At 63.5% G+C, this 20094-nt stretch carries 22 protein-coding genes; 16 read left to right on the top strand and 6 right to left on the bottom strand.

Annotation, left to right across the window (positions count from 1 at the left end):
• The first annotated feature begins 206 nt into the window (after positions 1 to 206).
• Positions 207 to 1727, top strand: coding sequence for an ATP-binding protein (locus AADW18_RS02880; RefSeq protein ID WP_337341833.1), 1521 nt, complete (start codon positions 207 to 209; stop codon positions 1725 to 1727).
• Positions 1724 to 2431: a response regulator transcription factor gene (locus tag AADW18_RS02885; protein WP_337341834.1), complete on the top strand. Its 708-nt coding sequence runs from the start codon at positions 1724 to 1726 to the stop codon at positions 2429 to 2431. Before AADW18_RS02880 ends, AADW18_RS02885 begins: the two co-directional genes overlap by 4 nt.
• Positions 2432 to 2480: 49 nt before the next feature.
• Here AADW18_RS02885 and AADW18_RS02890 read toward each other — a convergent pair whose 3' ends face one another.
• Positions 2481 to 3023 carry a hypothetical protein gene (locus AADW18_RS02890; RefSeq protein ID WP_337341835.1) on the bottom strand — a complete coding sequence of 181 codons (543 nt, stop codon included), beginning with the start codon at positions 3021 to 3023 and terminating at the stop codon, positions 2481 to 2483.
• 47 nt (positions 3024 to 3070) lie between these two features.
• On the bottom strand, positions 3071 to 3565 hold the full coding sequence (locus tag AADW18_RS02895; RefSeq protein WP_337341836.1) for an ester cyclase: 495 nt from the start codon (positions 3563 to 3565) through the stop codon (positions 3071 to 3073).
• A 196-nt stretch (positions 3566 to 3761) separates the two neighbouring features.
• Here AADW18_RS02895 and AADW18_RS02900 point away from each other — a divergent pair, with 196 nt between their 5' ends.
• Together AADW18_RS02900 and AADW18_RS02905 are read left to right on the top strand one after the other, a co-directional pair.
• Positions 3762 to 4550, top strand: a complete 789-nt coding sequence (locus AADW18_RS02900) for a response regulator (RefSeq protein ID WP_337341837.1) — start codon at positions 3762 to 3764, stop codon at positions 4548 to 4550.
• 1 nt (position 4551) lies between these two features.
• Positions 4552 to 6561: a PAS domain S-box protein gene (locus AADW18_RS02905; RefSeq protein WP_337341838.1), complete on the top strand. Its 2010-nt coding sequence runs from the start codon at positions 4552 to 4554 to the stop codon at positions 6559 to 6561.
• Here the strand turns inward: AADW18_RS02905 and AADW18_RS02910 are convergent.
• Positions 6555 to 7277 carry a helix-turn-helix domain-containing protein gene (locus AADW18_RS02910; RefSeq protein ID WP_337341840.1) on the bottom strand — a complete coding sequence of 241 codons (723 nt, stop codon included), beginning with the start codon at positions 7275 to 7277 and terminating at the stop codon, positions 6555 to 6557. The two genes, AADW18_RS02905 and AADW18_RS02910, sit on opposite strands and share 7 nt — an antisense overlap.
• A 264-nt stretch (positions 7278 to 7541) precedes the next feature.
• On the opposite strand from AADW18_RS02910, the gene AADW18_RS02915 reads away from it, so the two are divergent.
• On the top strand, positions 7542 to 8087 hold the full coding sequence (locus AADW18_RS02915; protein ID WP_337341841.1) for a GNAT family N-acetyltransferase: 546 nt from the start codon (positions 7542 to 7544) through the stop codon (positions 8085 to 8087).
• 66 nt (positions 8088 to 8153) lie between these two features.
• Here AADW18_RS02915 and AADW18_RS02920 read toward each other — a convergent pair whose 3' ends face one another.
• Positions 8154 to 8993 carry a universal stress protein gene (locus tag AADW18_RS02920; RefSeq protein WP_337341842.1) on the bottom strand — a complete coding sequence of 280 codons (840 nt, stop codon included), beginning with the start codon at positions 8991 to 8993 and terminating at the stop codon, positions 8154 to 8156.
• A 68-nt stretch (positions 8994 to 9061) separates the two neighbouring features.
• On the bottom strand, positions 9062 to 9190 hold the full coding sequence (locus tag AADW18_RS02925) for a hypothetical protein (protein WP_337341843.1): 129 nt from the start codon (positions 9188 to 9190) through the stop codon (positions 9062 to 9064).
• 35 nt (positions 9191 to 9225) lie between these two features.
• On the opposite strand from AADW18_RS02925, the gene hemN reads away from it, so the two are divergent.
• The 6 genes from hemN to AADW18_RS02955 all read left to right on the top strand — a co-directional run bounded on the left by hemN (position 9226) and on the right by AADW18_RS02955 (position 15773).
• Positions 9226 to 10626 carry an oxygen-independent coproporphyrinogen III oxidase gene (gene hemN / locus AADW18_RS02930; RefSeq protein ID WP_337341844.1) on the top strand — a complete coding sequence of 467 codons (1401 nt, stop codon included), beginning with the start codon at positions 9226 to 9228 and terminating at the stop codon, positions 10624 to 10626.
• Positions 10627 to 10642: 16 nt separating this feature from the next.
• Complete coding sequence (locus tag AADW18_RS02935; RefSeq protein WP_337341845.1) at positions 10643 to 11395, top strand: cyclic nucleotide-binding domain-containing protein; 753 nt, start codon at positions 10643 to 10645, stop codon at positions 11393 to 11395.
• Between the two features lie 113 nt (positions 11396 to 11508).
• On the top strand, positions 11509 to 13848 hold the full coding sequence (locus AADW18_RS02940) for a nitric-oxide reductase large subunit (protein ID WP_337341846.1): 2340 nt from the start codon (positions 11509 to 11511) through the stop codon (positions 13846 to 13848).
• A gap of 69 nt (positions 13849 to 13917) precedes the next feature.
• A complete protein-coding gene (locus AADW18_RS02945) occupies positions 13918 to 14157 on the top strand; it encodes a hypothetical protein (protein WP_337341847.1) in 240 nt (79 codons plus the stop codon).
• A gap of 6 nt (positions 14158 to 14163) precedes the next feature.
• A complete protein-coding gene (locus AADW18_RS02950) occupies positions 14164 to 15375 on the top strand; it encodes an NnrS family protein (RefSeq protein WP_337341848.1) in 1212 nt (403 codons plus the stop codon).
• Positions 15372 to 15773 (top strand): SirB2 family protein, encoded by a 402-nt coding sequence (locus tag AADW18_RS02955; RefSeq protein ID WP_337341849.1) that lies wholly within the window; start codon positions 15372 to 15374, stop codon positions 15771 to 15773. Before AADW18_RS02950 ends, AADW18_RS02955 begins: the two co-directional genes overlap by 4 nt.
• Before the next feature lie 222 nt (positions 15774 to 15995).
• On the opposite strand, the gene AADW18_RS02960 is transcribed toward AADW18_RS02955, so the two are convergent.
• Positions 15996 to 16136, bottom strand: coding sequence for a hypothetical protein (locus tag AADW18_RS02960; RefSeq protein WP_337341850.1), 141 nt, complete (start codon positions 16134 to 16136; stop codon positions 15996 to 15998).
• 248 nt (positions 16137 to 16384) lie between these two features.
• Between AADW18_RS02960 and AADW18_RS02965 the strand changes: the two genes are divergently transcribed.
• Genes AADW18_RS02965 through azu form a run of 5 tightly spaced genes read left to right on the top strand, consistent with a single transcriptional unit; the run spans position 16385 to position 19984 of the window.
• Complete coding sequence (locus AADW18_RS02965) at positions 16385 to 16564, top strand: hypothetical protein (protein ID WP_337341851.1); 180 nt, start codon at positions 16385 to 16387, stop codon at positions 16562 to 16564.
• Between the two features lie 17 nt (positions 16565 to 16581).
• Complete coding sequence (gene nirK, locus AADW18_RS02970) at positions 16582 to 18108, top strand: copper-containing nitrite reductase (RefSeq protein WP_337341852.1); 1527 nt, start codon at positions 16582 to 16584, stop codon at positions 18106 to 18108.
• A gap of 3 nt (positions 18109 to 18111) precedes the next feature.
• Positions 18112 to 18897: a formylglycine-generating enzyme family protein gene (locus AADW18_RS02975; RefSeq protein WP_337341853.1), complete on the top strand. Its 786-nt coding sequence runs from the start codon at positions 18112 to 18114 to the stop codon at positions 18895 to 18897.
• Positions 18894 to 19493 carry an SCO family protein gene (locus AADW18_RS02980; RefSeq protein WP_337341854.1) on the top strand — a complete coding sequence of 200 codons (600 nt, stop codon included), beginning with the start codon at positions 18894 to 18896 and terminating at the stop codon, positions 19491 to 19493. The genes AADW18_RS02975 and AADW18_RS02980 overlap by 4 nt, the downstream gene beginning before the upstream one ends.
• 32 nt (positions 19494 to 19525) lie before the next feature.
• Positions 19526 to 19984: an azurin gene (azu, locus tag AADW18_RS02985; RefSeq protein WP_337341855.1), complete on the top strand. Its 459-nt coding sequence runs from the start codon at positions 19526 to 19528 to the stop codon at positions 19982 to 19984.
• Positions 19985 to 20094: the final 110 nt, after the last annotated feature.

The following is a 20094-nucleotide window of genomic DNA, read 5'->3' on the forward strand; positions in this document are numbered from 1 at the left end:
CCGGCCCATTGCGAGGTGCGCAGTGTTCGGCAGTACGGCATAAACGCAGAAGTCATCACCAGCCGTTCGCGCGTAAATTCTTCGTAAATTCTTTCGAGTCGGCGTCTCCCGAAACCGGTATGCATGGGAAATATCGGCATACACTCCCCCCACTCTTTCCTGCGCGGCAGCGGCGCGGGCAACTATCCAATGGACGACAGGGCCTGATGCAGGCAGACAATTTCCAGCGTCGCGACTCACCAGGCACCCGCAATCCGATCGCCGGCTATCTGCTGGCGGTGGTCGGTTCGTTGTTGGCGGTGTTGGCGGCGGTGGCCTTGGAGCGCGGGGCCCGGTTGGACGACCTGTCGCTGGTGTTCATGCTGGCGGTGCTCGTCGTGGCCGCACGCACAAGCACCGGCCCGGCCGTATTGACCGCGTTGTTGTGTTCCCTCGCCTACAACTTCTTCTTTATCGAACCCCGCTACACCTTTTACATCAGTGCCCGACAAGGCGTGGCCGCGATCGTGATCTTCCTGGCAGCGGCATTGCTGGCTGGGCGCTTGGCGTCCCGGCTGGCGATGCAAGTACAGGAACTGCAAGCCGCTAACCGGGATGCCGTGGCCCGTCAGGAACTAGGTCAGCGTCTGGCCATTGCCGCGAATGAAGAGGAAATCGTCAGCGCGGCAAACGAAACTTTCCACAAGCATCTGGATGCCCATGTCTGGATCCGGTTTGGAGAGCGCGGTCTGCATACATCGGATGTCGAACCACCCACGCTTCCGGTATTGCGTCAGATCGAGACCCTTGGAAATGGATCGCAGCATGTCGAAACGATCGAGGAGCACGGCTGGTGGTTCCTGCCGCTGCATGCGCCACGGGGCGCCCTCGGCGTGATCGGCTTGAAGCTGCCGGCCTATGTCCACAAGCTTGACGACAGTCAACGCCAGTTCGCGCGCATGATCGTCAATGACATCGCACAAGCATTGTTGCGCACCCGCCTGGTGGCCGACCTGCAGTCGGAGCGAGTGGCGAACGAAACCGAGCGATTGCGTAGCGCCCTGCTCTCGTCTGTTTCCCATGATCTGCGCACGCCGCTAGCCGCGATCATCGGCGCTGCCGGCAGCCTGGACAGCTACGGCCACACGATGAGCGATGACGATCGCCATGCTCTGCTGGACACCGTCCGCAGCGAAGGCGAACGACTCGACCGCTATATCCAGAACCTGCTCGACATGACCCGGCTCGGGCATGGCACCCTCGTGCTCAATCGGGACTGGATCGGCGTCGATGAGCTCATCGGCTCGGCAGTGGGCCGCCTGCGCCGCTACCAGCCGGGCGTGCGGTTCTCGGTTTCCATCGATCCGGATGTCGGCCCGATCTGGGTACATCCAGCGCTGCTGGAACAGGCGCTGTTCAACGTAATCGAAAACGCGGCGAAGTTCTCGCCGCCGGGTGAAGCCGTGGCCATCGAGACGCGGCTTGCCGGCGACAAGCTGATCATCGAAGTGCGTGATCGCGGTCCCGGCATTCCGGAGGAGGAGCGCAAACGTATCTTCGACATGTTCTACAGCGTCGAGCGCGGCGATCGCGGTCGCCACGGCACCGGATTGGGGTTGGCGATCAGCCGCGGCATGATCGGTGCGCACGGCGGCGCTGTCGAGGCGCTGCCCGGCCCAGACCGTCGCGGCACGGTGCTTCGCATCACACTGCCGCTCAACGAACCGCCGACGGCGCCAGCACCATGACCGAGCAAACGACCACAACGCCACCCGCACGCGTGCTGGTGATCGACGACGAACCGCAGATCCGGAAGTTCCTGGAGATCAGCCTGCGTGCGCAGAGCTACGTGGTTGATCTCGCGGACACCGGCCAAGCCGGCCTGGATGCGCTGGCCGTGCGCGGCGCGGATATCGTCGTCCTCGACATGGGCTTGCCGGACCGCGATGGGCTGGCGGTATTGACCGAGCTCCGGCAATGGTCGCAGGTGCCCGTCATCATGCTGACCGTGCGCTCGGGCGAAGCGGACAAGGTGGCCGCCCTTGATGCGGGCGCGAATGACTATGTGACCAAGCCGTTCGGGGTGCAGGAGTTGATGGCACGCATCCGCGCCGTGCTCCGATCGCATGCGGTGTCTGGCGAGGCGCCGCCGGTCTTTGACGATGGGCACCTTCGGGTCGATCTGTCACGGCGCGAGGTCAGCCTCTCAGGAGAGCCAGTGACGCTGTCGCGCAAGGAGTACGCGTTGCTGGCGTTCCTGGTCCAACATGCGGGACGCGTGGTCACTCAACCGCAACTGCTGCGCGAGATCTGGGGCCCGACACATCAGGAAGACACGCATTACCTGCGCATCCTTGTCGCCAAGTTGCGGCAGAAGTTGGGCGACGAGGCAGCCGCACCGCGCTGGATTGCCACGGAACCGGGTGTCGGCTTGCGATTCCTGCTGTCGTAGAAAGCATCAGCGCTGTACGGTTCAGTGGCGTCGCAGCGCGAGTTCGCCGTTATCTTTCCGGCGCAAGTCTCCGGGAGGAAAAGCTCTGCTGGATGCGCCACCCGCCCTGCTCCTGGACTTCATTGCGCCACGCAAAGGAATCGGACTGGATGTCATGGAATATCCAGCGCATCAAAGGCGGTGGCTCTTCCGGCAGCAAATCCAGCACGACCTCGTCATTGACTCGCCTGGCAATGAATCTGCGAATGTACCGATGGAAGGGGCCAATCCAGGTTGATCTCCAAGCGCCGATATCCGGATCGTAGAACCGCAGGCTGGTGCCATACTCGCCGGCCTCTGGTCGCCGGGAGCGCTCGTCGATGGGTGGAACGATCCAGATATCCTGGATCGCCCGGCCTTCCAGCACCCGCGCGAAGTGCCACTCACCGCGCTCGCTTCGCTCCAGTACGCCATCCGTACCGTACCAGCGCACCTCCAGATCCCAGCTACCGATAAACGGCTCGAAGATGCGATCGCTCTCGGGTATCGATGCATGGGAGCGATCGCTGACCAGCGCGGAGGCGAACTCGTCGCGGAAACGGGTTGTTGTCATCGGTGGCTCACCCTCTCAGTTTGCGAAAGCAAATCTTCCGTTGCTGGTTATCTGGGAACCACGCCCAGTTGCTTCTGCAGTTCGAGCTCATCCGTGACTCGCCAATGCTCTACCACGCGTCCGTTCTCGAACCGCTCGATATTGATCTGCAGCACATTCACGCGGCGACCGGTTGGCGGAATATCCCCCAAGGCACCCAGGTGCGTGCCCTTCATCCGTACTCTTGCGACGACGTGATCCGGTGTCGCGATGATGTCTTCGATCTCGTAGTGCAGGTCCGGGAAGGCTTGGCGCAACGCGTTGACAATGGGTTTGAGTCCCTCGGGTCCCGGCGCGGGCTGACCGAAGCTGGGCGTGTGGTTGATGTAGCCCGGCGCCAGCAGATGATCGAGCCGGCCGATCTCTCCTCTGCTCCAGACTCGATCGAAATACTCCCGCACCGCGGCTTCGTTGCGCTGCGCCTGAATGCCGTCCTCGGCCTTGGCAGCCATCGCCAGCATGGGAACCACCGCATACACCATCGCCATCATCAACTTAAGCATGCATTACCTTTATTGACCCGGATATCCCGTTGGTGGGCGTTTGGAAAGTTTGTTCCAACACCACCGTTGGTCAAGTACGCACCTTCTGGTAACCAATGCCGGGCGAAACCTATCGATTGCCAGTAAAAGGCCCGACCCGCGGAGATCGACTTGCATCCGACGCAGGAATGCCCCCATTCTGGTTTCCGGCTCCTCCATGAGAGCCCAAGAATCCTCCAGCCCGCCAGTCACGATGCCGCCTTCTGAAAACCTCAATCCTGTGTCCTCCGATCGCCCCACTTTGTTAGTGGTGGATGACGACGGGGAGATCGTGCAACTGCTCACCCGGTATTTGGGCGGGCATGGCTTTCATGTAGTCACCGCCGGCAGTGCCGCGCAATCACGCGCTGTCATGGGGGCGCAATCGGTCGATCTCGTGCTCCTCGATCTTGGCCTTCCAGACGAGGATGGGCTGTCGCTACTCAAGGACCTGCAGTCGACGTGGGGCGTTTCGGTCATCGTCGTGACGGGCCGCGGCGACGCTGTCGAACGCATCGTGGGGCTTGAGCTGGGCGCGGATGACTACGTCACCAAGCCATTCGACTTCCGTGAGCTGGTAGCGCGCATACGGACTGTACTGCGACGTGCACGGAGCGCGCCGGAAACCCCTGCCCCCTCCTCGAAATCGCAGGTGGTGTCGTTCGATGGCTTCCAGCTGGATCTATCGTCCCGGCATCTGAGCGACCGCGACGGGCGTGATGTTTCGCTGACGACGGGCGAGTTCGAACTCTTGCAGGTGCTTCTGAAGCATCCACGGCAAATCCTCAGCCGCGACCAGTTGATGAACCATATACACGGCCGCGATGCAGGACCTTTCGATCGCGCCATAGATGTCCAGATCGCGCGGCTGCGGCGCAAGCTTGAGCCGGACGCCGATGAACCCCGATTGATCAAATCCGTACGCGGCGCGGGCTACCTGTTCGCGGCGGACGTTCGCAGGCTCTGACATGGACCACGTTTTTTCCGATCTGTTCGATGCCGTCCCGGATGCGCTGGTGGTCGTGGACCAGCGTGGCCTTATCGTCATGGCCAATCGCCAGGCCGAACAACTGTTTGGCTACTCGCCGGCAGAGCTGGCGGGAATGGAAATCGAAGCCCTGATGCCTTCGGAGGCGCGCCACCGGCACCAGGCGCATCGGGATGGTTATATGTCCAGGCCGCACACCCGTCCCATGGGTGCGACTGGGCAGCAGTTGGTCGGCCAGCGAAGGGATGGCACGCAGTTTCCGGTGGAAATCGCCTTGAGTCCGCTGAAAAACGAGGCGGGGCCGCTCTTTCTTGCATCCGTCCGCAACATCTCCGAAACCCAGCGCGCACGGCAGGCGCTGGTGCGCGCCGGTTATGACGCCTTGGTGGCACGCATAGGCCAGCTTGCGCTGGAATCCAATGACGAGAGGAGCGTGCTGGAGCAGGTTCCTCCCCTGCTCGCCCAGGCACTGGGCATCGAGGTCGTCAGCATTGCCTTTCTTAAGCAGGACCGGGAATCCCTTGACGTACGCGCTTCCACCGTCATCGACCCGGAAGACCCTGTCGCCGAGATCGACGCCCGGGCGCTAGCGCATGCGCTCACCACGTCCGATCCCATCATCGTGAACGATCTTTCCCTTCCGCAGGCATCGGCCGCCACGTTTCCCCTGGGAGCCGGTGCACCGGGCAGCGGCGTGCTGATACCGCTTATTGACCGGAGCCGTGCGCTAGGCGCGTTGATCGCACGCTCCCGGCAACCGAACCGCTTCGATCACGATGCGCTTCACCTGCTGCAATCCATCGCCAATCTGATTGCCGCGCTGGTGCAGCGACGCCACACCGAAGAACAGCTGGCGCATTCGCAGCGGCTGGACGCCATAGGCCAGCTCACCGGCGGCATCGCCCACGACTTCAACAATCTGTTGACGGTAATGTCAGGCAGCCTGCAATTGCTTGAGATGGAATGCAGTGAAAAAGCCGAGGCCCAGGAGCTGATTACCATCGCGTTGCGCTCCGTGTCGCGAGGCGCCGAACTCACTGGCAAGCTGCTGGCCTTCGCGCGCCGTCAGCGCCTGATGCCGCAGGCGACCGACCCACGTGTGCTGCTGCAGGACATCGAGTCGATGTTGAAGCGAACGCTGGGGAACACCATCAAGCTCGAAGTCCGCTGCGCGGACGACCTGCCAGCGGCATTCGTCGATCCGACGCAGCTGGATGCCGCCTTGGTCAACCTGGCACTGAACGCCCGCGACGCGATGCCGCTCGGGGGCGACATCATCATCGAGGCGAGGCACGTGCTTGTCGACTCCGAGCAGTCGACCGCCGAGTTGCCGGTGGGTTATTACGTGGTCATCACCGTTGCCGACACTGGGCGCGGCATGGCGCCGGCGACGCTGGCGCGGGCGATGGAACCCTTCTTCACGACGAAAGAGGCCGGACGAGGCAGTGGCCTGGGATTGAGCATGGTGTACGGCTTTGCGAAGCAGAGCGGCGGACATCTGCAGATCGCCAGTAATCTTGGCGTAGGAACACGGGTCGAACTGTTCTTGCCGGCCGCACGCCACGCTGCGCCACAAGAACAATCCATTGCATCGCCAAGCGTTGGCGGCAAGGGCGAAGCGGTGCTGGTGGTCGAGGACGATACCGCGGTACGAAACATTGCCGTGGCGTTTCTGCGCTCCTCCGGCTATCGGGTCGAAGCCGTGGCCAACGCAGCGGATGCGTTGGCCGTGCTCGGACAGGACCGCGACATCGACCTGTTGTTCAGTGACGTGATGCTCGGTGAAGGCATGAACGGTCATGCGCTCGCGCAAGAGGCGCGCCGCGAACGTCCTGGCTTGCCAGTGCTACTGACCTCCGGTTACGAAGAACATGCGCAGACGGCGGCCAGCCATTTCGATCTGCTGCGCAAGCCCTATCGGCGAGAGCAGCTTCTTGCTGAAGTTCGCAAGGCACTCGACGCCAATCATCGTGCGCAAGCGCCTCAGTGAATGCGGCAGCCGGCCAGTGCCGTGCGCATGCCGACGGGGTCTTCGATCCGGATGTCGCGGCCTTCCACGCCGATCAGTCCCTGCGCCTGCAGTCGCGATAGCGCGCGTGTAACGGTTTCCAGTTTGAGCGAAAGGAAGTTGCCGATTTCCGCACGCGTCATGCGTAGCGTCAGCCTGCGGGCGCTGAAGCCCAACGCCTCCATCCGACCAGCGAGATCCAGCAGGAACGTCGCGACGCGCTGTTCCGCGCTGAGGGTCGCCAGCGCCAGCATCCAGCTCCAGTCCCGGCGGATCTCGCCAGCCAGGATCGATGTGATGCGCTGGTGGAACTCGGGCAGGCTCTCAGTGAGGCTGGCGTAAGGCAGTTCCCACGCTTCGCCAACATCCAAGGCAATCGCATCGCAGGTGTAAACCGGCATATCCAGCGCATCCAGACCCAGGAGATCGCCCCGCAACCGGAAGCCGGTGATCTTTTCGCGGCCGTCCTCGCTGATCAGGCAGGTCTTGAAGAAGCCTGCGTGGACCAGGAACAAGGACTGCCGGGGCTGCCCCGCCCTGAACACATACTGCTTGGCTTGTACCTTGCGACGCTGAAACGGCCAATGCTTCAGCATTGCCTCCAGATCGCGGGAAATGGTGGCCGACTCGGTGGGCACGTAGGACTGCGGAGCCGGCGCGGACAAAATCTCGGTGCTCTGGATGGCGGTATCAAACATGGCGTTCTCGGGCGCTGTGGTGTGGTAACAGCGTGAACGCAGTGCGTATCGGCAGCATGTGTGCCGCGTAACCGACCGTAACAGTTTGTAACAGGCGCCTGCGGGCCAAGCTGCAAGCATCGAACGGGGAAACAAGCATGCCGTCCTGGCGCCAGATGCGATTTGATATCGATCAAGGACTGCACGGGTCCTGAGGTTGACCTGCGTCAAAGTGCCCGCTTCCGCCGGCCATACCATGCAATCTGCACTCGACGGACGCGCCACATGCAGCACCTATCCCACATCGGTTTGCACGCATATCCTGCCTGGTCGGAAACCCTGCGTGACCGCAGCCATGTCCTGATCCGGCCGATGGAAAAGGGCGATGCCGCGGCGGAACGGAAATTCACCGAAGCGCTGCCATCCGACGCGGAGCGTTTCCGGGTCATGGGCCAGATCGCAAGACCCAGCAGCAGTGCGATCGAGCGCTCACCCCTCGTTGACTACGGCGCGGAGATGGCGTTCGTCGCTGTCGCCTACCCGGCAGACGGTCAGGAGCGCATCGTCGGCGTCAGTCGCTATCGCACGGCTACCCGAGGCCTGAAATGCGAATGCGTGGTCACGGTAAGCGATGCTTGGCGGGAAAAAGCGCTCGGCACCTCGCTAATGCGTCACTTGATCGAGATCGCCAGGTCGGAAGGCTTTCGCTCGATGTATTCGATCGACGCGGCTGGGAACACCGCCATGTCGGATCTGGCGGGGTCGCTCGGATTCCGGACTCGAATGGATCCCTACGACGACCGACAGGTCATCCACGAACTGGAACTCTAGGGTGCCCGATCCTCCATCTGGCTGGGCTCGTCTTTTCCATCGCGCCGACGCATCACTGCCCGGGAGTCAATGCGAATAGAAGACCGGAATGGGTGAGGCGATCAACAGCTCTCGCGTTACTCCGCCCATGGCCCACTCCCGAAGCCGGGAATGTCCGTAGCCGCCCGCCACAATCATCTGTGCGTGGGTCTCACGTGCATGTTCCAGCAGAATCGAGCTCGTCGGCCTGGTCTTCGTGTCGCGTAGGACCAGGTTGGCCTTGACCCCATGGCGTGCGAGATGCGTCGCCACATCGGCGCCCGGCGGTTGGCCGTGGCGCATATCTCCCATCGCCGCGTTCACGACCAGTACGTCGACCTGGTCTGCGTTGCGCAGGAAGGGCAGCGCGTCATGCACGGTGCGGGCCGCTTCGCGGGTCGGCCGCCACGCCACCACGATTCTCTTGGGGGGAAGCTGGGTCTTGCAGCGGGGCGGAACCACCAGCACGGGCCTGCCGGACTCCAGCAGCAATCCACCGAAATAGGCCTGCGTGATCGCCCCTTCGACCGTGTCCCCGATGGAGCCGGCGACAATCGACAGATCGGCGTAGTGCGCCTGGTGGCTTGCCATGCGTTCGGGTTCGGAAAAGAGGCATTCCACCATCCTCACGTCGCTTGAGATGGCCTCTTTCTCGAGTCGCGACCTCAATCGTGCCGCATTGACTTCGCCCTGAGCGCGCAAGCGGCTGTAGAGATCGGTCATGGCGATATCCGGCATTGCCCAAGGATTGCCGGCCGGCGCAGGAATATTCACCATCTCGAGCACGGTGAGGTGGGCTTCGAATGCGCCGGCGAGCGTTATCCCGACATTGATCGCGTCGCTGTCCCCGGGCGTGGCGGTGATGGGGATGACAAGATCCTTGTACATGGTCGTAGACCTCTGGCAGTGACTGGGACCATTTGGCGACGAACGTCGCTATGGCCGCTTGATCCAGATCAATCGCAGGCATCGCCCATGCCCGCAGACTGCGACCATCCCTTCACGGCGAATTTGGCGGCGGCGCGCGCATCGCCTTTGAAGCTCGATATCCAGCCGCCGCCACGGCTCGATTTGACCCAGATCAAGGCTGCGCCCGCCGCCCACACCTACCTTGCACCCCATGGCAACCGACACGATGGTCATCGATCCCACGCTCCTGCGCCGCTACGACCGGCCCGGGCCGCGCTACACCTCGTACCCGACCGCTCCCCAGTTCCATTCGGGCTTCGGCGAGGCGGAACTGCGGGCAGCCGCCATTGCGAGCAACGGCGATCCAATACCCCGCCGACTGTCGCTGTACGTGCACGTACCCTTCTGCACCAGCCCCTGCTTCTACTGCGGGTGCAACCGCATCATCACCCGCGACAAGTCGCGCGGCGATGCCTACCTGGCACGGCTGTACCGCGAGATCGCGCTGACGGCGCAGTTGTTCGATCGCGACCGCGAGGTGATCCAGCTCCACTTTGGCGGCGGCACGCCCAATTTCCTGTCGCCGGCACAGTTGCGCGACGTCGTGGACACGCTGCGCAGCCATTTCCGCTTCTCGAACTCGAGCGAACGCGACATTTCGATTGAGTTGGATCCACGCTTCGTCTCGCCTGACGACATCGCGGAACTCGCCGACATCGGTTTCAATCGCGCCAGCTTTGGCGTGCAGGATTTCGATCCCGCCGTGCAGCAAGCGGTCAACCGCATACAGAGCACCGACGAAACGCGCGCCGTCATCGATGCGTGCCGCAGCAACGGCTTTCGTTCCGTCAACGTGGACCTGATCTACGGCCTGCCCAAGCAGAATGTCGAGGGATTCACCCGCACGCTCGAGGTAGTCACCGCGATGCGTCCGGACCGCGTCGCGGTCTACAGTTATGCGCACCTGCCGCAGCTGTTCAAGCCGCAACGGCAGCTCAATGCGGACGATCTTCCCGACGCTGAAACCAAACTGGCGCTACTGCAACTGGCGATCACCCGGCTGACCGCCGCCGGCTATCTCTACATCGGCATGGACCACTTCGCGCTGCCCGACGACGACCTTGCCACCGCGCAGGCACGTGGCGGCTTGCACCGCAATTTCATGGGCTATACCACCCACGCCGACAGCGACCTGGTAGGTCTTGGCGTGAGCGCGATCAGCCACATCGGTGACAGCTTCAGCCAGAACCCGCGCGACCTGCCCAGTTGGCAGCAATCCCTCGATGAAGGACGGCTGCCGGTGTTCCGCGGCATGCGGCTTGACGAGGACGACCAGTTGCGCGCGGATCTCATCCAGACGTTGATGTGTCAGGGCGAGGTACCGATCCGCGCACTGGAACGACGCTACGGGATCGACTTCGACGCCTATTTCTCCGACGCGTTGATCAAGCTGCAACCGCTGGCCGAGGATGGATTGATGCGCGTCGGATCAGACCGCATTTCGGTTACTCCCCGCGGGCGGCTGCTGTTGCGCAACATCGCGATGTGCTTCGACCGCTATCTCGAACACTCCGCCGCCGTGGCCACGCCGCGTTTCTCCCGGGCGATCTGAGGCCATGGAGCCATGCATGAGTCAGGCCGCCTTTCCGCGTACCGACGCGAGGACGCTGTCGGACGATGGCGACACGCTGCACTTCTGCTCGACGTGTGCGTTCTCGCAAGCGTGCATGTCGGAAGGCATGGACAAGCGGTCGCTGATGGACCTGCATGTCTTGGTCGAGCATGTTGGCCCCTTCCACGCCGGCGACCACATCTTTCGCGAAGGCGACCCGTTCGAGGCTATCGCGGCAGTGCGCGCGGGAACCGTCAAGACGTACGTGATCGACCATGACGGGCGCGAGCATGTGCTGGGATTTCATCTTCCCGGCGAAGTCATCGGTTTGAACGCGATCGATGGCGATCATTATCCGTGCAACGCGATCGCGCTGGACACGGTGATGCTGTGCCGGTTTTCGTTTCCCAAGATTGCGGTACTAGCCACAAAACTGCCGGGATTGCAGCGGCAGCTATTCCGTTTGCTCAGTCGCGATATCGGACGCGCGGCATTGCTGGCGGGCGACTGGTCCGCCGATCAGCGCATGGCGGCGTTCCTGATTGGCTTGTCGCGGAGATTGGCTGCACGCGGCTTTTCTCCCAACCGCTTCCAACTGACGATGGCGCGCACCGATATCGCCAACTATCTGCGGCTGGCACCGGAAACCGTGAGCCGGGTCTTGCGCCGGTTCCAGCAGGACGGTGTGCTGGCGGTCGACCGCCGCGAAGTCGAACTATCCGGCCGCGACACGCTGGAAGCACTGGCCGCCCCGATCCTGCGCGATTGATCTTCGTACGCAAACGGATCGCCGGCCTCTCCCCTGCACTCGCTTGACTTGCATCAATGCACACCGAGATGCACGCGCCGACCATGACCGGGATGAAAAAGGGATCTACCGTCATGAGCAATACGAAGAAACTGTGGCTGGGATTGGCGACATTGCTCGCCGTATCCTTCGCCGTGCTGCTATGGGCCGGCGGCGAGATATTCCGTTCGGCACCGCCAATGCCCGAACGCGTGGTCAGCGAAAGTGGGCACGTCGTCTACACCCGCCAGGACATCGAACGCGGCCGTCAGGTCTGGCAGTCGATGGGTGGCATGCAGTTGGGCTCCATCTGGGGCCACGGCGGCTATGTCGCGCCCGACTGGAGCGCGGACTGGCTGCATCGCGAAGCGGTCGGCGTTCTCGATCTGTGGGCGCGCCCCGAGGGCGCAGCCAGCTATGCGGAGCTGCCGGCGGAACGGCAGGCCGCGTTGCGCAGCCGCCTGCAGGGGCTGATGCGGACCAACACCTTCGACGCCGAGACCGCCACGATCACGCTGCAGGATGATCGCATCGCGGCAATGTCGAACGTGGCCGCGCATTACGAGAGTCTGTTCGGCAACGATCCGACCACCCAATCGCTGCGCGAAGCGTACGCAATGAAGAACAACACGGTGCCCGACGCCGAACACCGGCGAGCGCTCACCGCTTTCTTCTGGTGGACCGCATGGGCCGCCGGGACCGAACGCCCCACCGATGCCGCCGATGTAGCGAAATCCGCAGGAAATGGTGTGTTGGAGCGGCAGGTCACCTATACCAACAACTGGCCCAGCGAACCGTTGATCGGCAATACGCCGCCGGCGCCGTTGTGGCTCTGGTCGGTCTTCAGCGTGCTGTTCCTGCTGGCGGGCATCGGACTGCTGGGATGGCACTACGCGCGTACGCACGACAACGAAGGCGCGGTCAAGCTACCGACCAGCGATCCACTTGCATCGCTGCGGGTGACGCCCTCGATGCGCGCCACGGCAAAGTATTTCTGGGTGGTGCTGGCGCTGTTCCTGGTACAGATCCTGCTGGGCGCGATGACGGCGCACTACCAGGTAGAAGGTCAGGAAGCCTACGGCTTCATGCTGTCCGATGTGTTGCCCTATTCGATCACACGAACCTGGCACACGCAGTTGGCGGTGTTGTGGATCGCGGTGGCGTGGCTCGGGACCGGCTTGTACATCGCGCCCGCGCTATCGGGGCATGAGCCAAAGTTCCAGCGACTTGGCGTCAACTTCCTGTGGGTGTGCCTGCTGGTGATCGTCATCGGTGCGTTTGCCGGGCAGTGGCTCGCCGTGATGCAGAAGCTGGGACTGGCCAACAACTTCTGGTGGGGCCACCAAGGCTGGGAATACGCCGACATGGGCCGGTTCTGGCAATGGTTCCTGTTCGTTGGCCTGCTGCTGTGGCTCACCCTGGTCGGCCGTGCGCTGTGGCCGGTGCTGCGAGGACCGCACACCGATACCAAGTCGATCGTCGGCCTGCTGTTCCTGTCGACCGTCTGCATCGGGTTGTTTTTCGGTGCGGCATTGATGTGGGGCGAACACACGCATATCTCCGAAGTCGAGTACTGGCGCTGGTGGCTGGTGCACTTGTGGGTGGAAGGCTTCTTCGAAGTGTTCGCCACCGCGGTGATGGCATTGATCTTCACGCGCCTGGGCCTGGTGAATGCGAAGTCGGCCACGACCGCGGTGCTGTTCGCGACCATCGTCTTCATGTCCGGCGGCGTGCTGGGCACCCTGCACCACCTGTACTTCGTCGGCACGCCGACAGCCGTAGTGGCCCTGGGCGCCAGCTTCAGTGCGCTGGAAGTAGTGCCGCTGGCCTATATCGGCTTCGAGGCCTACCACACCTACAAGCTAGGCAAGGCGACGCCGTGGATGGTCCGCTACAAGTGGCCGATCCTGTTCTTCGTCGCGGTGTCGTTCTGGAACCTGGTCGGTGCGGGATTGTTCGGCTTCCTCATCAACCCGCCGCTGTCGCTGTACTACATGCAGGGCCTGAACCTCACGCCGCTGCATGGCCATACCGCGCTGTTCGGTGTGTACGGGATGTTGGGTTTCGCGCTGATGTTGTTCTGCCTGCGTGGCCTGCGCGGGCAGATGGTGTGGAATACCAAGATGCTGCAGATCGCGTTCTGGTCCTTCAACATCGGCCTGTCGATGATGGCGGTGTTTACGCTGCTGCCGCTGGGCATCATGCAGCTGATCGCGGCGATCGAACACGGCTACGCCTACGCGCGGTCGGCCGAGTTCATGCAGCAACCCATCGTCGACCTGCTGGTGTGGATGCGCGTTCCGGGCGACACGGTGTTCAGCGTGGGCGCAGTGGCGCTGGCCTGGTTCGTGTTGCGGCTCTGGGTGGCGCCCAAGCGCCTAGTGGCTACCGGTGGCGAGCTGGAGCACGCCGGGCTGGAGCGCGCCGAGCTTTGACAGTGGCTGTCATGCGTGCGCGCCAGGCGCGCACGCATTTCTCCGAGACAACCTACGGATACTGAGATCATGCAATTCATTTTCCATACGACCGGCGATACCCCGAACCTCACCGCGATCGAGGATGCGATCGCCCAGCTCGATCCTGCCGTGGTGCTGGACATCGATGCGACCGGGCACGGCGTCCGCATCTCGGCCGCCGTGACCGAATACGAACTGCTGGCATGCCTGCGCAGAGCGGGCGTCGACGCGGAGCCGCGGCAGCTCGATCGCTTGCCGTCGGAATGCTGCGGTGGCTGCGGCGGCTGAGCCATGGTGTCTTCCGCTTCCCCGAAACTTCTGGCGCAGGCGCCGCATCGATTGCTGTTCTTCGTGGGCGCCAGCAACGTGCTGCTGGCGATGTCGTGGTGGGCCGCCTGGCTGGTCGCGGCGCGCTGGCCGCACCTGCTGGCGATGCCGCAGCCCACGCCGTATGCCGGGTGGCTGCATGCGTTCGTGATGCAGTACCAGATGCTGGCGAGCTTTATCTTCGGCTTCCTGCTGACGGTGTTCCCGCGCTGGATGGGTCTACCCGAACTCGGACGCTGGAACTACGTGCCGGTGGGGTTGGGACTGTTCGGCGGACAGGTCGCGACATTGCTCGGCGCGCTAGGCTGGGGCGCGGGCATCGTGGTGGGATTGGCGATGACGCTGGGCGGCTGGATCGCCGCACTGGCGACCTTGGCGCCGATGCTGTGGCGCGAATCGGGCACCACCTGGCACGCGCGCTCCTGCTTCGCGGCTTTGCTGCTGGGCTTTGCCGGATTGATCGGATGGACCGCCTTCGTGCTGGGGGCCTCGCCGATGTGGGCGTTCGCCAGCATCAAGCTCGGCAGCTTCGGCCTGGTACTGCCGATCTACATGACGGTGGCGCACCGCATGTTTCCGTTCTTCGCCAACAGCGTTGTGCCTGGCTACTCGCCATGGCGTCCACTCTGGTTGCTGGCGCTGTTCTGGGGACTGTGCCTGCTGCACCTCTTGCTCGAACTCGTGCATGCCTATGGCTGGCTCTGGACGGCCGATATTCCGCTGCTCGTGCTTTCCATCGTGCTGTGCGTGCGTTGGTGGCCCCTTGGCCCCAAGCCCGGAATGCTGACCGTGCTCTTCATCGGCCTGGCGTGGCTGCCGATCACTTTCATGCTGTATTCGGCGCAGAGCATCAGCTATCTGCTCACCGGCGCGTTCGGACTGGGCCGCGCACCCGCGCATGCGCTGTTCGTGGGCTTTTTCGGCAGCGTGCTGGTGGCCATGGTCACCCGCGTGACGCAGGGCCATTCGGGACGTGCGCTGGTGATGCCGAAAGTGGCGCTGTACGCGTTTGTGGCGATCCAGGCTGTCGCCTTGATGCGCATAGGGGCCGAACTGGCGGGCGACAACCTGCGCTGGCAGGCCATGGCTGCCTTGGGCTGGCTGCTTGCGCTGGCACCGTGGGTGGCGCGCATCGGCCTGATCTATCTATCGCCGCGCAAGGACGGAAAGCCCGGATGATCGAGTTCTATCCGCAGATCAGGCAGTTCCACATTCTCGTTGCGTTGTTGAGCGGATCGCTGTTCGCGCTGCGCGGTGCTTTCCTGATCGGTGGTGCGCGCTGGCCGCAAGCGTTGGCGATCAGATGGGTCAGTTACACCATCGACACAGCGCTGCTGACTGCTGCGCTGATGCTGCTCACCATCCTGCCGGGCGGCATGTTCGCCAACGGCTGGCTGACGGTGAAAGTGTCGCTGATCGTCGCCTATATCGTGCTGGGCGCGTTCGCGTTGAAGCGGGCGAAAACCACACGCGCAAGGCTGGTTTTTTATGTCGCCGCCCTGGCGGCGTTCTTCGCCATCTACTCGATCGCGCGCGCTCATCACCCTCTCGGCATGCTGGCGTACTGGTTCAACTGAAGCCGGCCACCGCGACGTCAACCACGACTTCGCCAACCAGCTGCGCGCGGCGGTGGATGCGTTCACAGCCGGTCAGGGCTGACAGCAACCACACGAAGAACCCCGCTGCGCCAGCTGTTCATGGTATCGCTCGCGCAGCACGGCCACTCGTCTTGGTTCATCGCAGCACGGCATCGCCATTCGCGAGCCATGACGCGAGGGCGATGACGCCGCACACACACGCTATCCGATGTCGCCAACCCCGACGGCGCCTTCTTCGTCTTGCGCGGGCACGCTTGCCGTGAATCCCGCCGCGTCCATCGATTCGATCAGGCCCGGCGCACTGCCGGGTGTGCATTCCCATTCGGAAAAACTCTCGCGCATCGCTCTGCTCCGTGTTGCTCGCGGACATTGCAACGGCCGTGACGGTCATGCGCACTGACCCAGGTCAAGCCGATGCGGGCGGAGCCCGCCGCCCCGGGCGGTCTTGACCCAGATCAAGCGAATCATGCGGGCATACCCGCGTAGCACCGTCAGTTGATCCAGATCAGAGGCATGGAAGAAACAGCGGCACAGACTGCCGCCATCAACGAACTCAATGCCCTCCCGCCTCCAGAACCAGGAGCAAGACAGTGAAAGACCTGACCACATACGCCCTCGGCTATGCCGCGGTCCTGATCGCAGCGATCGCCGTCATGGGCCTGCTTGCCAGCACCGCCGGTCCGGCATCGGCCGACGCTTCCGATCCGCCATCCGTGGTTGCGCAGGCGGAAGCCACGCAGGCCGCGGCCACCATGAACATGCCGTTCTGACCGACAGGAGCCAGAACATGAAGACACGGACCTCTGCCATGATCCTCGCGGTCGCCTTGTCGGCGATTGTGCTCGCCGGTTGCGGCCAATCGCCCGGCGGCGACGCCAAGCAGGAGACGAAAGAAACCGCGGCCGCCGACAGCGGCGGATCCCGCAACGGCGACTTCGGCCCGCCGCAGGGCGAACCGATCAAGGCGGTGCTCACTGCGCCGCCGCTGGTGCCGCCCGCAACCGGCCGCACCGCGCCAGCCAAGGTGATCGTCGAACTCGACGTCGTTGAAAAAGACCTGCCGATTTCCGAAGGCGTCACCTACACCTTCTGGACCTTCGGCGGCACGGTGCCCGGCAGTTTCATCCGGGTGCGCCAGGGCGACACGGTGGAATTCCACCTGCGCAACATGCCGGACAGCAAGATGCCGCACAACATCGATCTGCACGGCGTCACCGGCCCGGGTGGCGGCGCGGCGTCCAGCTTCACCGCCCCCGGCCACAAGTCGCGCTTCACCTTCAAGGCGCTCAATGCCGGTCTCTACGTCTATCACTGCGCCACCGCGCCTGTCGGCATGCACGTGGCCAACGGCATGTACGGCTTGATCCTGGTGGAGCCGCCGGAAGGCATGCCCAAGGTCGACAAGGAGTACTACGTGATGCAGGGCGATTTCTACACGGCCACCAAGTACCGCGAGAAAGGCCACGCGCCGTTCGACATGCAGAAGGCGATCGACGAAAACCCGACCTATGTGCTGTTCAACGGCAGCGAAGGCGCCCTGACCGGCGACAAGGCGCTCACCGCCAAGGTCGGCGAATCCGTGCGCCTGTATGTCGGCAACGGTGGCCCCAACCTGGTGTCCAGCTTCCACGTCATCGGCGAGATCTTCGACAAAGTCTGGTTCGAAGGCGGCACGCGCTTCCAGGAAAACGTGCAAACCACGCTCATCCCCGCCGGCGGCGCCGCGATCATGGACTTCCACATGGAAGTGCCGGGCAGCTATGTGCTGGTCGACCACAGCCTGTTCCGCGCCTTCAACAAGGGTGCACTGGGCATCCTCAAGGCCGATGGCCCGGAGAACAAGGCGATTTACTCCGGCAAGGAAGTCGATGAGGTCTACCTGGGCGACCGTGCCGGCGCCAACCTGCAGGCCGTCGCGACCGCCGCGGCTTCGGCCAAGGCCGGCGAGCTGACGCAAGCCGAGCAGGTCGAAGCAGGCAAGGCGCTGTTCGTGGGCACCTGCTCCACTTGTCACCAAGCCAACGGCGAGGGCATGGAAGGCGTGTTCCCGCCGCTGGCGAAGTCCGACTACATCGCCGGCGACGCCAAGCGTGTGCCTGCCGCGATCCTGCACGGCCTGGTCGGTCCGGTGAAGGTCAACGGCAAGGACTACGACTCCAACATGCCGCCGATGAACCAGCTGACCGACGACGAAGTGGCCAACATATCCACCTACGTGCTCAACAGTTGGGGCAATCCAGGCGGCCGCGTGACCAAGGAAGAAGCCGCGGCGATCCGCCAACAGAAACCTGACAACGCGTCGGGTGGCCACTGAGTCATGCGCAACGCTTTTGCCGCCCTGCTGCTCGCGCTCGCGCTCCCGCTCGCCGGCCTTGCCGGCGATGCGGGATCGTCGCGTTACGTGGGTCTGCCGGGCGGTATTTTCACATCGGCGCTGCAGTACGAGGACGCGAAGAACGGCGTGCGTATCGCGCCGTTCGCGCTGCGGCGCAAACCAGTGACGAACGCGGAATTTCTCGCCTTCGTGCAGCAGCATCCACAATGGCGGCGCGACCGCGTTCCACCCGTACTGGCCGAAATCCGCTACCTGTCGCATTGGAAATCGGCCACCGAACTCGGCACGCAAGCATTGCCGCAACAACCGGTGGTCTGGGTGAGCTGGTTCGCCGCCAGCGCCTATTGCGAATCGATCAATGCACGGCTGCCTACCTGGTCGGAGTGGGAATACGCCGCTGCCGCCGACGAAACCCGCAGGGATGCGCGCAAGGATCCAGCCTGGCGCGAACGCATTCTGTCCTGGTACTCGCGCCCGTCCAACCAGAGCCTGCCCCGCGCAGGGCTGCAAGCCGCGAACGCCTACGGCGTGCACGACCTGCATGGGCTGGTGTGGGAGTGGACCGACGACTATTCGTCGCTGCTTGTGTCGGGCGACAACCGCGACCAGGGCGATCCCGATAACAAGAAATTCTGCGGCGCCGGCGCGCTGTCGATGAACGACCGCGAGAACTACGCCGTGCTGATGCGCGTGGCGATGCTGTCCTCGCTGGAAGGCAGCAATGCCACCGCCAACCTCGGCTTTCGCTGCGCCAGGAGCGCTGAATGAAACGGCTTCCCCCTTTTCTTTTTACGATCCTTGCCGGCATCGCCTTCGTCTTCTGCACGTCGTCGGTTTCCGCGGCACCCAAGGCCGCCCCCTCGCTGCCCGGTGATTCGGTCTATCAGCTACCGTTGAAGCTCACCGACCAGTCCGGCCGCACGAGCGATTGGCAAACGCGCCGCGGCAAGCCGCAGTTGGTGTCGATGTTCTACACCTCCTGCCAGTACATCTGCCCGCTGATCATCGACTCGGGCAAGGCGGTGGAGAAGAACCTCACGCCGGCTCAGCAACAGCGGCTGGGCATTCTGCTCATCAGCATGGATCCGGCACACGACACGCCTGCTGCATTGCAGAAGATCGCCGGCCAACGCCGCCTCGACACCGCCCGTTGGACACTCGCTTCGCCACCTGCCGACGACGTCCGCAAGGTGGCCGGCGTACTCGGTATACGCTACCGGTTGCTGGCCGATGGTGAGTTCAACCACACCAGCGCGCTGGTGCTGCTCGATCGCGATGGCCGGATCCTCGCCCGCACCGAGCAGGTCGGCAGCCGTCCGGATCCAGAGTTCCTGGCCGCTGTGCGTGCCGCTCTGGGTCCCTGAGTTTCCGTTCTACCCACACAGAGAGAAACACCATGAAATCCACTTCCAACATCGCGCTTGCCCTCGCTCTTTTCGGATCTGCGTTCGCCGCCCAGGCCGCACCCAATTGCGTGGTCAAGCTGAAGGGCAACGATGCGATGCAGTTCGACCTGAAGACCGCAACGGTGTCCGCATCCTGCCCCAAGATCACTATCGAGCTGGCCCACACCGGCAAACTGGCCGCACAGGTGATGGGTCACAACGTCGTCGTCAGCCAGACAGCGGATATGAACGCGATCAACACCGCGGGCATGAAGGCTGGGCTTGCCGCCGGCTACGTGGCCAAGGGCGACGCGAAGGTGATCGCGGCCACGCCGGTGATCGGTGGCGGCGCCAGCACCAGCACGACATTCGCGGGCAGCAAGCTCAAGGCGGGTGGCGACTACACCTTCTTCTGCTCGTTCCCGGGCCACGCGGGCTTGATGAAGGGCAAGCTGGTGGTGACGAAGTAGCGCAATCCGGTAGCAAACCCGTCCTCCGCCTCTTCCCCGCCGCCGCGCGAAGCGCAAAGCGCACGGGGAAGACCGGCTGTGGGCGCGGCCCTGGGTGGGCCAGGAACCGC

Origin of the sequence: Pseudoxanthomonas sp. CCNWLY206-1 (genome assembly GCF_039710385.1) — a bacterium.
GTDB lineage: Bacteria > Pseudomonadota > Gammaproteobacteria > Xanthomonadales > Xanthomonadaceae > Pseudoxanthomonas_A.

What these genes read in the sequence shown, in the direction of transcription:
- AADW18_RS02880 (WP_337341833.1), top strand. Translation starts at nt 207, where the DNA reads ATGCAGGCAGACAATTTCCAGCGTCGCGACTCACCAGGCACCCGCAAT.
- AADW18_RS02885 (WP_337341834.1), top strand. Translation starts at nt 1,724, where the DNA reads ATGACCGAGCAAACGACCACAACGCCACCCGCACGCGTGCTGGTGATC.
- AADW18_RS02890 (WP_337341835.1), bottom strand. Translation starts at nt 3,023, where the DNA reads ATGACAACAACCCGTTTCCGCGACGAGTTCGCCTCCGCGCTGGTCAGC.
- AADW18_RS02895 (WP_337341836.1), bottom strand. Translation starts at nt 3,565, where the DNA reads ATGCTTAAGTTGATGATGGCGATGGTGTATGCGGTGGTTCCCATGCTG.
- AADW18_RS02900 (WP_337341837.1), top strand. Translation starts at nt 3,762, where the DNA reads ATGAGAGCCCAAGAATCCTCCAGCCCGCCAGTCACGATGCCGCCTTCT.
- AADW18_RS02905 (WP_337341838.1), top strand. Translation starts at nt 4,552, where the DNA reads ATGGACCACGTTTTTTCCGATCTGTTCGATGCCGTCCCGGATGCGCTG.
- AADW18_RS02910 (WP_337341840.1), bottom strand. Translation starts at nt 7,277, where the DNA reads ATGTTTGATACCGCCATCCAGAGCACCGAGATTTTGTCCGCGCCGGCT.
- AADW18_RS02915 (WP_337341841.1), top strand. Translation starts at nt 7,542, where the DNA reads ATGCAGCACCTATCCCACATCGGTTTGCACGCATATCCTGCCTGGTCG.
- AADW18_RS02920 (WP_337341842.1), bottom strand. Translation starts at nt 8,993, where the DNA reads ATGTACAAGGATCTTGTCATCCCCATCACCGCCACGCCCGGGGACAGC.
- hemN (WP_337341844.1), top strand. Translation starts at nt 9,226, where the DNA reads ATGGCAACCGACACGATGGTCATCGATCCCACGCTCCTGCGCCGCTAC.
- AADW18_RS02935 (WP_337341845.1), top strand. Translation starts at nt 10,643, where the DNA reads ATGAGTCAGGCCGCCTTTCCGCGTACCGACGCGAGGACGCTGTCGGAC.
- AADW18_RS02940 (WP_337341846.1), top strand. Translation starts at nt 11,509, where the DNA reads ATGAGCAATACGAAGAAACTGTGGCTGGGATTGGCGACATTGCTCGCC.
- AADW18_RS02945 (WP_337341847.1), top strand. Translation starts at nt 13,918, where the DNA reads ATGCAATTCATTTTCCATACGACCGGCGATACCCCGAACCTCACCGCG.
- AADW18_RS02955 (WP_337341849.1), top strand. Translation starts at nt 15,372, where the DNA reads ATGATCGAGTTCTATCCGCAGATCAGGCAGTTCCACATTCTCGTTGCG.
- AADW18_RS02960 (WP_337341850.1), bottom strand. Translation starts at nt 16,136, where the DNA reads ATGCGCGAGAGTTTTTCCGAATGGGAATGCACACCCGGCAGTGCGCCG.
- nirK (WP_337341852.1), top strand. Translation starts at nt 16,582, where the DNA reads ATGAAGACACGGACCTCTGCCATGATCCTCGCGGTCGCCTTGTCGGCG.
- AADW18_RS02975 (WP_337341853.1), top strand. Translation starts at nt 18,112, where the DNA reads ATGCGCAACGCTTTTGCCGCCCTGCTGCTCGCGCTCGCGCTCCCGCTC.
- AADW18_RS02980 (WP_337341854.1), top strand. Translation starts at nt 18,894, where the DNA reads ATGAAACGGCTTCCCCCTTTTCTTTTTACGATCCTTGCCGGCATCGCC.
- azu (WP_337341855.1), top strand. Translation starts at nt 19,526, where the DNA reads ATGAAATCCACTTCCAACATCGCGCTTGCCCTCGCTCTTTTCGGATCT.